Source organism: Paenibacillus sp. FSL W7-1332, from assembly GCF_037969785.1.
Classification (GTDB): domain Bacteria; phylum Bacillota; class Bacilli; order Paenibacillales; family Paenibacillaceae; genus Paenibacillus_AQ.
Map to the genome: position 1 here is coordinate 5,476,300 of NZ_CP150209.1, position 14,764 is coordinate 5,491,063.

13 protein-coding genes are annotated in these 14,764 nt (G+C 50.7%); 8 read left to right on the forward strand and 5 right to left on the reverse strand.

Features of this window, described 5'->3' with window-relative positions:
- Window positions 1-10 precede the first annotated feature (10 nt).
- From MKX98_RS24745 to MKX98_RS24755, 3 genes are all read right to left on the reverse strand, one after another.
- Window positions 11-1,627, reverse strand: a complete 1,617-nt coding sequence (locus MKX98_RS24745; RefSeq protein WP_339218979.1) for an ABC transporter substrate-binding protein — start codon at window positions 1,625-1,627, stop codon at window positions 11-13.
- 330 nt (window positions 1,628-1,957) lie between these two features.
- Window positions 1,958-4,231 carry a helix-turn-helix domain-containing protein gene (locus MKX98_RS24750; RefSeq protein WP_339218981.1) on the reverse strand — a complete coding sequence of 758 codons (2,274 nt, stop codon included), beginning with the start codon at window positions 4,229-4,231 and terminating at the stop codon, window positions 1,958-1,960.
- A 145-nt stretch (window positions 4,232-4,376) separates the two neighbouring features.
- Complete coding sequence (locus MKX98_RS24755; RefSeq protein WP_220684275.1) at window positions 4,377-4,721, reverse strand: helix-turn-helix domain-containing protein; 345 nt, start codon at window positions 4,719-4,721, stop codon at window positions 4,377-4,379.
- A gap of 200 nt (window positions 4,722-4,921) precedes the next feature.
- Here MKX98_RS24755 and MKX98_RS24760 point away from each other — a divergent pair, with 200 nt between their 5' ends.
- From MKX98_RS24760 to MKX98_RS24780, 5 genes are all read left to right on the forward strand, one after another.
- Window positions 4,922-6,097, forward strand: a complete 1,176-nt coding sequence (locus tag MKX98_RS24760; protein ID WP_194543986.1) for an MFS transporter — start codon at window positions 4,922-4,924, stop codon at window positions 6,095-6,097.
- 157 nt (window positions 6,098-6,254) lie between these two features.
- A complete protein-coding gene (locus MKX98_RS24765; RefSeq protein ID WP_339218984.1) occupies window positions 6,255-7,166 on the forward strand; it encodes a cupin domain-containing protein in 912 nt (303 codons plus the stop codon).
- Between the two features lie 449 nt (window positions 7,167-7,615).
- Window positions 7,616-8,977: a dipeptidase gene (locus MKX98_RS24770; RefSeq protein WP_220684273.1), complete on the forward strand. Its 1,362-nt coding sequence runs from the start codon at window positions 7,616-7,618 to the stop codon at window positions 8,975-8,977.
- A gap of 100 nt (window positions 8,978-9,077) precedes the next feature.
- Window positions 9,078-9,206, forward strand: coding sequence for a hypothetical protein (locus MKX98_RS24775; protein WP_339218986.1), 129 nt, complete (start codon window positions 9,078-9,080; stop codon window positions 9,204-9,206).
- Between the two features lie 947 nt (window positions 9,207-10,153).
- The gene (locus tag MKX98_RS24780; RefSeq protein ID WP_339218988.1) at window positions 10,154-11,293 is read left to right on the forward strand and encodes a zinc-dependent alcohol dehydrogenase; all 1,140 of its coding nucleotides are present in this window, start codon (window positions 10,154-10,156) and stop codon (window positions 11,291-11,293) included.
- A 267-nt stretch (window positions 11,294-11,560) separates the two neighbouring features.
- Here MKX98_RS24780 and MKX98_RS24785 read toward each other — a convergent pair whose 3' ends face one another.
- Window positions 11,561-11,932: a hypothetical protein gene (locus MKX98_RS24785; RefSeq protein ID WP_194543995.1), complete on the reverse strand. Its 372-nt coding sequence runs from the start codon at window positions 11,930-11,932 to the stop codon at window positions 11,561-11,563.
- A gap of 274 nt (window positions 11,933-12,206) precedes the next feature.
- Between MKX98_RS24785 and MKX98_RS24790 the strand changes: the two genes are divergently transcribed.
- The 3 genes from MKX98_RS24790 to MKX98_RS24800 all read left to right on the forward strand — a co-directional run bounded on the left by MKX98_RS24790 (window position 12,207) and on the right by MKX98_RS24800 (window position 13,816).
- On the forward strand, window positions 12,207-12,449 hold the full coding sequence (locus MKX98_RS24790) for a DinB family protein (protein ID WP_339224574.1): 243 nt from the start codon (window positions 12,207-12,209) through the stop codon (window positions 12,447-12,449).
- 66 nt (window positions 12,450-12,515) lie between these two features.
- Window positions 12,516-13,508: a YafY family protein gene (locus MKX98_RS24795; protein ID WP_339218990.1), complete on the forward strand. Its 993-nt coding sequence runs from the start codon at window positions 12,516-12,518 to the stop codon at window positions 13,506-13,508.
- Window positions 13,509-13,513: 5 nt separating this feature from the next.
- Window positions 13,514-13,816, forward strand: a complete 303-nt coding sequence (locus tag MKX98_RS24800; protein ID WP_113060606.1) for an antibiotic biosynthesis monooxygenase — start codon at window positions 13,514-13,516, stop codon at window positions 13,814-13,816.
- Window positions 13,817-13,880: 64 nt separating this feature from the next.
- Here MKX98_RS24800 and MKX98_RS24805 read toward each other — a convergent pair whose 3' ends face one another.
- On the reverse strand, window positions 13,881-14,708 hold the full coding sequence (locus tag MKX98_RS24805) for an AraC family transcriptional regulator (RefSeq protein WP_194543999.1): 828 nt from the start codon (window positions 14,706-14,708) through the stop codon (window positions 13,881-13,883).
- Window positions 14,709-14,764 lie beyond the last annotated feature (56 nt).

Sequence of the window (14,764 nt, forward strand, 5' to 3'; positions counted from 1 at the left end):
ATCCTCCCTCCTAGTTTTGATTCATGTACTCGTCGTAATATTTTTGCATAATCTCTAGATTCTGCTTCAGGCCTGCCTTCTCGCTTTCCTTGATGTACGTGTCCCATTCGGCTTCCACGCCGCCCTTGGTCACCCATTTGGCAAAGCTGGATTCCGCCAGATTCATCACGTTCGTGTTGTTCAGGCTCATGGCGTTGTTGTCCATGGTGGAATACTTGATGAACATGCCGGGGAACACGTCTTTATCGGGATCCACGTCCAAGGCCGCCTCCAGCGGCTCCGATTGTCCCAGCACCTCCTGCATATCCGTGCCAAGCGTCAACTCTAAGGTATCGGGGATATAAAATGCGCCGTTGTCCGCCATCGTCGAGGTCCATTTCCATGTGCCCGGATCCATCTTGGCATCGGCCGGAGGCAGAACGGCATATGTACCGTCTCCGTTATCTTTAATATTCGGTCCGAGGGATCCGAACAGCACCTGCATGCCCACCTCGGGCGCATAGAGCTCGTTGATGAATTTCATGGCCGCTTCCTTGTTCTTGGTCTTGGCGGACATCACGATATGGTTGGGTCCATAGTTCAGAGAGTAATGATCGTAGCTCCAGGACAGCTTCCCTGCATAATCTGCCGACACCTTCATCGGCGGCATGGAAGCATACTGCGGTGCCAGCTGCTCGCCGAACCGGTCGGACGCCACCCATCCCCAGGTAAAGCCGACCTTGGCCGTATCCCCTTCCCCGCGGGCGATGGATTGAAATTTCGTATAATCATGCGTGAACACTTCCGGGTTAATCAGACCCGCCTTGTACAATTTATTCAGAAACGCGACCATCGTTTTGTACCGTTCATCCGTCAGGAAGTTCTTCACTTGACCGTCTTCCACGAAATAGCCCTGTCCGCTGCCGTCCGTCAGCGTAATGCCCATGCTGCCCAGGAGCACCGCCGGATTAAAATATCCGCCGATGCCTCCCGGCCAATCCATCGGAATCTCGTCATTCGGGTCGCCGTTGCCGTTGGCATCCTTCTCTTTGAAGGCCACCAGGACTTCATACAGCTCATCCCATGTGGTCGGCATGCTCAGGCCAAGTTCATCCAACCACTGCTGGTTAATGAACTGCCTGCTGGCGGTAGCGGGCCAGAACCGCTGATATTTCGGGAGACCGTAGATTTTGCCGTCCGACTGCGTGGCAATCACTTTCGTATCCGGTTTTTCATTAAACATGTTCTGTACGTTGGGTGCCTGATCCAGCATGCCGGACAGATCCTGGAATAAGCCCTGGAATTGCGCAAAGTCCGCATCCGTAATGACGTTCGGCCCGATGAACAGATCCGGAATATCGCCGCTGGCCAGCATCGTCCCTTTCTTCTGTCCCCAATCCGCGGTAATCTCCTGCCATTCGATGTCCACGCCCGCCGTCTCCTCAACCTTTTGCAGCCATTCCATTTCAGCCAGCGGCTTCGTGAGCGGATGCTTGGTAATGATGGCGGTGAGCTTTACTTTTTTGCCTGTTTGATCCCCGGGTGTTTCGGCTGACTCGTTCGTGTCACCTCCGGACCCGCTGCATCCTGTTAACAACATGGCTGTGATGGCGACGAGCGAGATGAAAACGTTTACCCTTTTCTTCATTCCATTACCTCCTGGTTTCGTTTGTTGGTCTGGTCCATGAGGGTATGCGGCCATATATTGGCCTTGCCTTGGGACACATTTCACTCTAAACGGAGGGGAAGAGCCCCGTAAACGGACAATTTTTTAAGCATCTTCATTTTTTGAAAGCGCTTATAATAAAATGAATGAAAGCGCAACCAATCCGGATCGCTACAGGGAATTCAAATATTGTATACGTTCAAAAAATGAAGCTGCTCAGCTTCACGAAAGCGCCCGCACAAGAAGCTTATAACCAAAAGGTTCGTCAAAAGACCGCTGTAAGCTGCCTTATCCAGCATCAGCGGTCTTCGTTTATGCTTTATGTGTATTTCGATATTGTCCGGGTGTCGTACCCACCATCTTTTTGAAGGAACGGATAAAACTCGAGGTGTTGGTGTATCCGACCTGTTGGGAAATGGATTCAAGGGTCTCCTCGCTATCCCGTAAAAGCTGAATGGATTTCTGGATGCGAAGCTGATCGATATACTCTTTGAAATTTTGCCCCATCGTTTTCTTGAAGTGATGACTGAAGTTGGAGACCGACATATCAAAATAATCGGCCATCATCTGCAGCGAGCAGTTTGGATCCATTCCTTTCTCCGCTATGAGGGACAGAATCTCCTCCTGCGTTGCCGTACGGGACACGGGGAGCGTTTCGCTGATCATCTCGCATAGCTTGGCATAACTCTCCCTGATAATCCCGATCATCTGCTCCAGCGTATAACGGTGGTTAAATGCCGCCTCGGTGAGCCGAAGCAGGCTCTGGTCGTCATGACGGAACCGTTGGAGGCCGTTGAAGATGACGGTAACCGTATTGAGATACACGCTCCGTATCATATGCGGCGGCAGGCTGTCACTGCTTAAGTAACCGATCATTCGCTCCGCCAAAGAGGCCAGCATGGCCGCATCGTTCTTAAGGATCGCAAGTTCGAGGGATTGCAGGATTTCGGCAAAATAGGAGACGGCTCCGGTTTGGGGGATCTCGAGGTTATCAAAGGTCAGCACGGTCCCGATCTTCCGGATGCGCAGAAACTCCGCTGTGCGGAGCGCCTGCAGGTAGGAGAGATGGAGGTCCACCGGCGATTGGGCAGCGCTAGACTTGCCGATGCCAATCGCCGTCTGTTGGCCCGTACGCTCCAATATTTCATCCTGAAGCCGCTCTACGCAAGATTTGATAGGGAAATCGGCTGTATGGGAGCACACCAGAATCAATTCCTGCTGATAGATGCTCTTGAAGAAGTAGCCTTGGGCATCATCAGGCAGCAGTCCCTCGTAATCCCGGCAGCAAGCCAATATCTTGTCCAGCCCTGCTCCATCCGCTTCGCAGCACAACACGGCAACCGTGTAGTTATCATGATGAAACCGGATGCCGACCCTGCGGGCTTCCTGTTCAAAGTTCTCCCAGTCAGGAATATGCCCACTCACCAGCTCAAACAGCAGGTTGTCCCGCATAATCGGCAACGATCCCCTCACATGCTCGTCCAGCTTGCTGTTAGCCTGCGAAAGCTCCTCCAACGTATACTTAATCGTATCAATCTCGTTCATCGGTTTTCGCTCCAGTGGTTCAAACACATGTACGGCGAGATCAACCAGACGGCGAATCGGCTGGTAGTTCTTCCGGATGGATACATAGATGATGAACACTTCAAGCAGCAGAATCAGCCCGACCAGGATAGCCGTATTCAGCTGAATCGTCCGAATGCCCTGCAGGGACTTAGATACCGGCAGCAAACTCACATATTTCCAGCCATTCTTATCCGATACCGAGGACGATACCAGATAGTCCGATCCGCTGATGGTATGAATACCCGAAGAGGAAACTGACTCTTCCCCTAAACGATGCACAAGCTTCTTGAAATCATCGGAAGATTGGTAAGACGTATCATTGGAGGATACCAATCGCCTTCCCTGGCCGTCTAGCACAAAAAAATCGCCGCTGTAGGTTTCCGAAACGGATTTCATCATCCGGACAATCGTATCCTCCCTAACCATGATCATAACGGCCCCGGGGGAATTCGAGCCCCCTACCGGCAGCGGCTGCACGAAGGTCAGCATTCTGACCCGGTTATTGCCGGGCACGACCACATTCTCCACAGGCCTCACGACAGGAGAATGAAGATCATTCAGAGTCTGGATCATATCTTCGTGGGCCCAGTTTTCATAATAGTAACCAACACCCGGAATGGATAGGTCGTCCAGGCTGTATGCGCTTCCAGTTTTGGAAAACAAATAACCGATGTTCTTCACATACAGCAAGGTGTTGTAAATAAACGCATCGGTTGCATTGTATTTTTTCATCTCATTGGCAATAAGCACCCGCTGGTAGTCGCTTTCCTCCGCCTTATACATCTTGAATTCCCGGTTCTGCACCAGCTCAAACGGTAAATTGTACACATATCTTGTAAACGTATCCATCGATGTCATGAACTGCTCCGTAATATGCGCATTCCAGTCCATTTCCTTCTCTTTCACCACTTCTGCCGAATAAGGATAGTAATAGCACAGGATGACGATCACGGGAAACATCAGCACAAGCAAATAGGAAATCAACAATTTTGTCAGCAGGTTAACCTTATGGATTCGCAAGCGGTGACCACCTCCCTATCCTTCGAACCAAATCTGAAAATGTTATCTATAAGAATACGTAATTTTCAAAAAAAAGAAAACTCATTTCCTGTTATACACTTTCGGAAATGAGTTTTTGATATGTGTACTATAGTTGTTGCAGCAGTCATGAGGGTTGTTCCACTCCCCATTTTTCGGCCCACTTCTCCATCTCCTTCAAAGAATCCAGGAAGTCCAATCCCTTGTCGGTCAATGAATATTCCACGGAAACCGGAACGGTAGGAAATACCTCGCGTCTTACGATCCCGCTGCCTTCCAAATGCCGCAGCACATCCGTTAAGGACTGCGTCTTGATGATGGCTGCATCCCGGTGAAGCTGATTAAACCGTTTCGGTCCTTGGGCTAATTGCGCAATGACTAGAAACGCCCATTTGGCTCCGAGAATTTGCAGCACTGAACAGATATGATTGAACGCCGGCGTTTCCTGCAGCTCTTCTCTAACAGGTTCCACGATCTCACCCCATCGCTAACTAATCGTAAGTTAGTCAAAATGATTGGATAATATCCAAATACTTTGCCTTCTTACATAATATATGCGCCTTACTTATAATACAAACACAAAGAGATTTCAAGTTATACCAACCCGCTTGCGGCATGTGCTAGCCATGATTGCAGAGGGTATTGATCATCTAACGAAGGGATGAATTGGATATGAATCGATTTACGATATATTTATTGGCGCTTGGGGTTTTTCTTACTGCCACCTCGGAACTGGTCGTCTCGGGTATTCTGTATGCGATCGCAGACGATCTTCATATTTCTTTGGCCTTTGCGGGCCAGCTGATTACCGCGTATTCGCTTGCTTTTGCGATCGGGACACCGTTTCTGGTCTCGCTCACCGCTCGGTTCAACCGTAAAAAAGTGCTGCTCGGCTCTCTTCTGCTGTTCATTGCCGGCAGTCTCGTTTCCTATTTCAGCACCGAAGTCTGGATGCTCATGGGCTCCCGCGTCATCCTGGGGGTAAGCTCAGGGGTGTATCTCGTGGCCGCAATGGGTACAGCAGCCAAGCTGGTACCTCCGGATAAGTTAGGCCGTGCCATCGGTACCATCGTGCTGGGTTTTAGCAGCGCCATGGTGCTGGGCGTTCCGATCGGTATATGGATCACGAATCTACTGAACTGGCAATCGATCTTTCTGCTGCTGGCTCTGCTCAGTCTGCTGGTCGCCTTTGTCCTGACCAGACTCCTGCCGGATGTTGAAGGGGACGCTCCTGTTCCCTTTTACCAACAATTCAAAGTGCTGGGGAGTGTCTTAATCGTGAGCGCGCTGCTGCTTACGTTCTTCCGGGAATCCGGCAACTCGGTACTGTTTACGTATGTTACGCCATTTATCCAGGATATTTTCCATATCGCTCCATCTGGAATCAGTATCATAATGCTTGGCTTTGGACTTTTTGGAGCGATCGGCTCGAGGCTCGGCGGGTATGGGGTCGACCGGTTTGGCCCAGCGAAAGTGATTACGCTCAGCACGCTCATTCATATCGCGGTATTCGCGCTTCTTCCGCTGCTCGCCGGTCAATCGTTCATAGGACTCGTGCTGATGGGAATCATGGTGCTGTCCATGTTTGCGGCGGGTCCGGCCGTTCAGAGTTATTTTATCCAGCAAGCACCGGGCTCTTCCAATCTGATCCTCAGCTTAAACACCTCCATTGTCCATCTCGGGTTAGCCGCAGGCGCGGGCGCAGGAGGCTTCATGGTCAATACGACATCCACGCTTCAATATCATCCATGGCTCGGTGGATTCGTGCTCGCGCTTGGCCTGGCCGCAGGACTGGTCAGCTTCTCTGCCGGACGGAAGTCGCCGGTTACCATCCCGAAATCGGCCTGACCTCGCCTGCTCCATCATATGAAATTTGCCCAAGCCACCCTGCCAAGGGTGGCTTCCATGCTACTGGTTCCAAAAATGGGCTCACGCATGCTTGCCTATGGGAATACCGTATTTTATGGGTCAAACGCCTATTACATTATGAAGGGCAGGAATCACAGTGGCAGTCTCTTATATAGATTTCACCTCTCCATCTGTTCGTTATACTTATGATCTGAGAAACAATCAAACATTCAAGAAAGACAATCAGAATTTCATCTATTCTCTCTCCGTAAAAGAATTGAACACGCTCGGAAACGCCTCCCTGCTGGATATTCACCTCAGCACAGGCAATGTGGTGGAGCCGCATATCCACCAGAATGCATCCGAGCTGGTGTATGTCATTACCGGCGCAGCCATCGTCTCCATGGTCAATCCGTTCACGAAGGAGCTGCTGAACTTCAAGGTAACGCCCGGTCAAGTAGCCCTCGTCCCCCAGGGCTGGTGGCATTATGAAATGGCGACGGTTGACAACACGCACCTGATCGCGGTCTTTGACGCACCGGTGCCTGAATTCATTGCAGGCTCCGATCTCTTGCGATTGACGCCAGCCAGCGTGTTCGCGCACACGTACTGCCTGGATGAAGACAAAGTCAAAGACACCCTGGCCCCGATTACCGATACGGTTGTCATCGGTCCGCCAAAAAACTGCCCGCAGCAGGGGCAAGTGCAAGGGCAGATGAAGCATCAACAGCCTGCGTCACATCATAATCAGCACTATTACCATCAAGAAACCTCTGGTAATCGGGACTATGAGCTTCTTCAACAGCAGCAACAGCAATTCCAGCAACAGCAGCTGCAATTTCAGCAGCAACAACAGCAACAGCTGTTCCAGCAGCAATTTCAAGCCCCGGATCAACCCCAGCATGGAGCATATGCTGCTGAACCGCCGCTGACACCACCTCAATTACAAGAGCAATTCCGTTCGCAACAGCAAATACAAGAACAGCAGCGTCAGCAGTTCATTCAACAGCAGCGTCAGCTGCCATTTTTGCAGCGCCAGTTAATCGGAAACGGTTGGGATCAATTCTGATTAACCCTCTGGTGGTTATAAACTTCGAGTGGAATACACAGCATCACTATTAGGCCAGTGATGCTGCGTATTTCTTTTTATATGGAAATATAATATTTAGGAAGACCGGATCCTTCCGTTATTCTCAGCTTTCGTCTGGGTATGGCATGATCGTGGAAGCGGCCATACAAGAAGAACTGGCAGAGGGGAAACTCCAAGCACGGCTATTCCGTCCTGCTGCCCGAACGTCAGATTTATGTCGTTCGTCACTGCAATAAGCTGATTAGTCCGGCGCTGCGGATGTTCTGGAGAAACTTTTTGGACCATTTTGCATGACAGCGGCGGATGGGATTCCAAACAAGTTTCCGATTTGATCCGGCTAATATTTCGTATTCTCCGAAAAACGGTTAGAATAGTAAGATACGGCATCTTTTCGAATGCCAATGTAAATCGAAGGAGGAACCATATTCATGAGCGTTGATTATAAAGCGTATTTCGCTGAACACCGTGAAACCCATCTAAATGAGTTGAAGGAATGGTTGTCCATTCCGAGCATTTCGGCTCTGTCCGAGCACAAAGGCGATGTGGCAAAGGCTGCCGAGTGGCTCGCAGGCAAGCTGACCGAAGCAGGCCTTGAGCATGTGGAAGTTCATCAAACGGCTGGACATCCTATTATTACGGCAGACTATCTGCATGCCGAAGGCAAACCGACCGTGCTCGTCTACGGTCACTATGACGTACAGCCCGTAGACCCGCTTCATCTGTGGGAAACGCCGCCATTCGAGCCGGCTGTCCGCAACGGCAAATTGTACGCACGCGGAGCAACGGACGACAAAGGCCAGCTCTTCCTGCATGTCAAAGCCGTCGAAGCTATTTTGAAGCAGGAGAAGGAGCTTCCGGTCAACATCAAGTTCTGCATCGAAGGCGAAGAAGAGGTGTCCAGTCCGAACCTCCCGCTCTATCTTGACAACAATAAGGACAAGCTGGCCGCGGACGCGATCGTGATCTCGGATACGTCCCTGCTCGCACCTGGCAAACCGGCCATCTCCACGGGCCTTCGCGGATTGTGCTCCCTGGAGTTGTCTCTGGAAACAGCCAATACCGACCTTCATTCCGGTACATATGGCGGCGGCGTACCGAACGCCCTGCATTCGATGGTGTCCTTACTCTCTTCGCTTCATGACGAGCAGGGCCGTGTCGCCGTAAAAGGCTTCTATGACGGGGTGCTGGAGCTGTCCCCGGAAATGCGCGAGGAATTTGCCAAGCAGGAATTCGACGAGGATAAGCTGAAGCAGGATCTCGGCCTCGATTCCCTGTATGGTGAGGAAGGCTTCTCCTTCGTTGAACGCGTGGGAGCGCGTCCGACCCTTGAGCTGAACGGCGTATACGGCGGATTCCAGGGTGAAGGCAGCAAGACGGTCATTCCGAAGGAAGCCCATGCCAAAATTACGTGCCGTCTGGTAGCAGACCAAGATCCCCAAGCGGTCCTTGACGCGATCGAAGCCCACTTGCATGCCCACACTCCAGTCGGTTCGAAGATTACGTTTAAACCGAAGGAAAAAGCATTCGCCTTCAATATCGATCCGTCCCATCCGATGCTGCAAAAAGCCGCGGACGCATTCGAGCATGTCTACGGCACGCGTGCCCTCTTTACGAAGGATGGCGGGTCCATCCCGATCGTGGAGAAGCTGTCCAGCACGCTGAACGCTCCTGCCGTCATGATGGGCTTTGGCTTGCCGGACGAGAATCTGCATGCCCCGAACGAGCATTTTAATTTGGAAAATTTCGATAAAGGCTTGCTGACGATCGTTGAGTATTTGAAGCTCGTGTAAACTTTTGACGCCAACAGTCCGAAGAGTAAAATAACAATCTTAAAAAAGAACGCGTATGGCGGGATAACCGAATCCCTGCCAATACGCGTTCTTTTGCTTTATGAAAAGCCCTTATGTCATCTGTATACCGATCATTGACCTGCGGCTTCGTTTTATCGAAGAAATCGACCATGGGACGTCTTACAATACTGTTGGGATGCCGGAGCAAGCGGCTGCTAACCACAAATAGGCGGATTTCATCACCAACAGACGGCGGCTATCCCAAAACATGCGGATCCAAATACCAATTTACTGCTTCTATCACCAACACGAGCTGCTATCCCAAACAAGTGATCCATCACACAACTTGCAGCTACCATCACCAAACAAGCTAATCCATCCCTAACAGTCGGCGACTATCACCAACAGCGGCTACGATCACGAAAACATGCAGATCCAATTACCAATTTACTGCTTCTATCACCAACACGAACTGCTATCCCAAACAAGTGAATTCCATCACACAACTTGCAGCTGCCATCACCAAACAAGCTAAGCCATCCCTAACAGTCAGCTGCTATCTCCAAACAAGCAGGTTTCATCAGCTGCGTACGGCTGCTCTCCCCAAAACATGATGATCCATCACTAACAGTCGGCTGCCATCACCAAACAAGCGGCTTCCAACGGACTACAGATCCGTTATTCGCCATATTTCAGGCGATTCTCTTATCCTAACGGACACCAAGTCCGTTATTTAACCTTTTTGCTGCGGAAAAACGGACTTTTTATGCAAATAACGGAACTCATGTCCGCAAGTATCAAAGTTTAGCTCTTATCAGAGCAAATAACGTATCCTGTGTCCGGTAAATCCCATTTGACTCATTTGGCACGTTTGCTACATTTATCCCCTTTGCCAAGTTTGTCATCAGTTTGTGCAGCCTGTTCACTTTACACGTTTGTCATCAGTTTGCGCAGCCGATTCACTTTTACACTTTTGTCATCGAGGTTCGCGCAGCCGGTTCACTTATACGCGTGCCCCTAGCGACCATCAGAAGTAATTAGCACTGGTCTTTCTTCCACAAACTATGTTTTTGCGCGTATCAGCGCATAGGCATGAATAGCGGTGGGGATGTTAATACAATTGGATATCGGGTATTAAAAAAGAGAACTTCTGTACAACGCATAAGGAGGGAACGTATGAGAGCAGTCACATTTCAAGGCGCAAAAGACATTCAGGTCAAACATGTAGAGGATCCATCCATTCGGACCCAGGATGATATTATTGTCCGCATCACCTCTACAGCCATTTGCGGTTCCGATCTTCATATATACCTAGGAGCTATGCCCGCGGCTAAAGATTTCGTGATCGGCCATGAGCCCATGGGGATCGTAGAAGAGGTCGGTGCCAACGTAACCCGCGTGAAAAAAGGCGACCGCGTCGTTCTTCCGTTCAATGTTTCTTGCGGTCACTGCTACTATTGCAATCATGATATGGAGAGTCAATGCGACAATTCCAATCGCAACCCGGATGTCCATGCCGGAGGGTTCTTGGGTTACACCGAACGCTACGGCAACTACCCTGGCGGACAAGCTGAATATTTGCGCGTGCCGTACGGGAACTTTATGCCGTTTGTCATCCCCGAGTCATGCGAATTGGAGGATGAGGCGCTTCTCTTCTTGTCCGACGTTCTGCCTACGGCCTATTGGAGCGTGGAGAATGCCGGCGTGAAGCCGGGCGATACCGTCACGGTGCTCGGCTGTGGACCGGTCGGTCTGATGACCCAGAAATTCGCCTGGATGAAGGGGGCTAAACGGGTAATCGCCGTGGACCGCCTTCCTTACCGGCTGCAAAAAGCAAAGCGAATGAACAACGTTGAGATCTACAATTTTGAAGACTATGATGATATGGGCTCGTACATCCACGAGATCACCAAGGGCGGCACGGATATTGTGATCGACTGCGTTGGCATGGACGGGAAGAAGTCAACCATGGAAGCCATCGGTCAAAAGCTGAAGCTCCAGGGCGGAACGTTAAGCGCAATTGATATTGCCATCGATGCCGTTCGCAAATTCGGCACCGTTCAGCTGACCGGCGTATACGGCTCATTGTACAACATGTTCCCGCTGGGCCATATTTTTGAACGGAACATTACCCTTACCATGGGACAAGCCCCCGTCATCCATTATATGCCGGAGCTGTTCAAGAAGATCACCGCCGGGGAATTTGATCCAACCGAGATTGTATCCCATCGGCTTCCACTGGAACAAGCAAGCGATGCCTATCGGATATTTAGCGATCATGAAGAAGACTGCACCAAGGTGGTTCTGAAGCCGTAGCGTCAATTCACAGCGACAAGAATAAACCAAGCATCTCCTCTCACAACCTTTGGATTGGATAGGAAGTGCTTGGTTTTTTGTGTCCCGTTTCATGAAAATTAGTGATTTTGTGTCCCGTTTCATGAAAATTAGTGATTTTGTGTCCCGGTTCATGAAACTTAGTGAGTGAGCTAAAATCTTCCGGATGAGTGTTGGAGGTTTCGACATAACCTCAAGTCTCAAGGGATGCGTGTCTTCAACGGCAAACACATACGCCGGGTCGCACGCCTATTCACTCGCTTTTCTAGGATTCACCCGAATGATCGTCCCGCATGGATCGGATATCCAGTAGCCCTGCGAGTTCTCGTAAACCTCCACCTCATCCCTGCGATCCACCTGGTGCTCTCTCAAATACGAAGCGGCCGTCTCGGGATGATCCGTAGTGACCTCTAACCAGACATCCTGCTGAGCATAGTGAGTCATGCAATCCAGCCATAGATTGTTCGGACCGTGCTGAAAGAGGTGTGAACCATCCTTGAAGCCCAAATAAGGCAGCTGCAACACCTCTTTGTAAAAATGCACGGTTTCCTCATACTTGTACTTCGGAATTTTAAGGGCAATATTGTTTCCGCCGACAAACCGAATATCCGTTGATGACATGAGTACAAACCTCCATCTGTTTTTTTATATCGTATCATGCTGTTGCATCAATAAATTCTTCTAGATTGCTATCCTGTCAATGATAGGCTAAGATGACCCCGGCATCGGTTTATACCAATTGGGTATATGCGTCTGGAATCCCTCATACCAGTTCAGTACCTCCTGAGCCTGATTCAGCATAACCTCCACTTCTTGCTCACCGAATGGAATTGCCCCGTCCCGCGAGCAGGAAACCCCCGATTCGGCCGCCGAGATTCAGGACCGCTACCGCCGGATTCGGCATGCCCTTCTGGATGCGGTTCAGTCCCAGTGGAGCGAGGAGGATCTTCGCGCTACCCGCGAATTCGACGGAGAGCCATGGACAAATGCGGCATTCCTGCATTTTACCCTGGTTCATCAAGCGCATCACCGCGGACAGATGACGGTGCTGATGAGACAAGCCGGCCTGCGGATTCCCGAACTCTACGGCCCGACCTACGATTCCTGGATCGACAAGGGCATGGACCCGCTCGTGTAGAAAAGATACAATCTACTTAAACGTAAAACAATCGGGATCATCCCACCCTGGAAGGAGCGAATCTAGATGTCCAAAGCGGATAATATGCTGTCGATCTTGTGGATGCTCCGCTCGGGCAAGAAGATGACCGCACAGCAAATTGCCGATGAGCTGGAAATCCATGTCCGAACGGTGTACCGCTGCATCGATTCGTTATGCGTCAGCGGCGCGCCCATCATTGCCGATTCCGGGCCGAACGGCGGCTTTCGGATCCTCGGGCAGTTCGCGGAATCCCCGCTGATGTTTGACGCCGAAGAGCAGAAAGCATTAGTGCACGCTTCGATCTTTGCCAAAGAAACCGGCTATCCGTATACGGACGCACTGGAGCGGGCGATCGACAAGCTGAAGCTTTATACAAATGAGGAGCAGCTTCATCAGATCGAACGGCACAGCAGCGGCATCTCGGTTTTGCAGCCCCCTGTCCATACCGGGCTTCAGCCGTTGCTGCAGACGCTGGAGAATGCCGCGGCGCAAGGACAAACCTTGAAGATGTCGTATTCGAAGGGCAGGGAAGGCGAGCGCGTCGTCCGAAACTTCGACCCCTACGGCATCATCCATTGGAAGGGTCAGTGGTATGCTGCCGGCTTCTGCCATCTGCGCCAAGAGATTCGCAATTTCCGCGTGGATCGGATCATCGGGCTGGAGCTGACAGAACATGTATTTGAACGGCCCGCTGACTTTTCGGCCAAGGATGTACTGCTTGGCAGTCTTCTGCCCGATTCAGGCAGCCGTGAACCACTGATCCATGTCGTCGTCCAAGGCCATGAGCATGTACTGAATGAATTAAGCCAGCATTGGTTATTTGGACATACTCTCGTGAAACGTCGTGATGGAGAAGCTCATTTCCAACTGGATACGTCTTCGCTGATGTCCTATGTTCCCTATTTTCTACTCCCTTACGGCAAAGCTTTAACCATTCTGGAGCCCGCATCTCTCGTGCTCAAACTGTCAGAGATCACGACAAGCATGGCGCTCCATTACGAACGCATGTTAAGCGACATGACCAAAAAGGAAGGGTGAACCCGATGGAGAAGTTCGCGATGTACGGAAAGCTGATTGCCCATCCCGGTAAACGGGATGAACTTGCGGAGATCCTGCTCGAAGCGGCAGCGATGCTTCGCGATAACGTAGACTGTGAGCTCTATATCGTCAACATTTCGGACAGCGATCCGAATGCCGTATGGGTCACCGAATTGTGGCGCAGCCAAGACGCGCATGCCGCTTCGTTGCAGGGAGCCGATACGTCCGAGCTGCTGCAGCGCGGGCGTCCGCTGATCGCCGGTGCGGAGCCGCTCAAGCTTAAGCCGCTTGGAGGAAAAGGTTTTTAGGCAAACCTGACCAGAAGAATAGAGGCTATCCCCGAATCGAATTTCAGGGACAGCCTCTTTTTTGCTATATATTGTTCCGATATTCCGAGGGGCTGTAACCAACCTCTTTACGAAACGTTTTCGAGAAATAGTTCGCTGATTCAAAGCCGGTTGCGTCCGCAATTTCTTTGATGCTTAGAGAGGTGGTTCTTAGCATGAGTTTGGCCTGCTCCATCCGCTTGAGGCTTAGATATTTTTGCGGCGTGATCCCAAAATGCCGTTTGAAGTACTTAATAAAATAATTCGGATGCAAATGCAGCGTTCCCGCCATCTGCTCCAGCGTAATCTCCTCATGCAGGTGATTCTTAATGTACTGCTGCACTTTGTGGAGCCTGCCCATATCTTCCATTTTGTCCGTATGAATCTGCGGCTGCTGGTGCTCGAACACGCGGGACAGGATGTCCAGCATCACCGACTTTTCCTTTAACCGCGCAGCTATCGTACCGGTACGATGCGCTTCCACCAACTGCTGGAATAATGACGGAATCTCCGCATTACCCGATAAATCATAACAATAAGGAACGTTCAACCAGGAAAACACGTCGGAATCGCCTACGGTCGCCGAGAAGTGCGACCAGTATTTAAGATAGGGACGGCCGCTGATGACGGAGTAGGATTGCCTGGTGCGTGCCGGCATCAGAACCAATTGACCCGGAACGGGATACAGCTCCTCATCGCCGATCTTCACCCATCCTTCCCCATCCAGGATAAAATAGAGCTTGTTGTAAGACACGGTGTAGTCGAATTCCTTCCACTCCGGCCAGCACTGCGTTCTTTCGGCCTCCCAGATCTGAACCTGCATGTTCAGGAGCATCTGCTGAATGGCTTCATGTTCATTTCGTTCATTCTTCATCTTCGATTATCCTCTAAAGTTATTATAATACCCGTCAGAGTTAAGTAATTATCTAT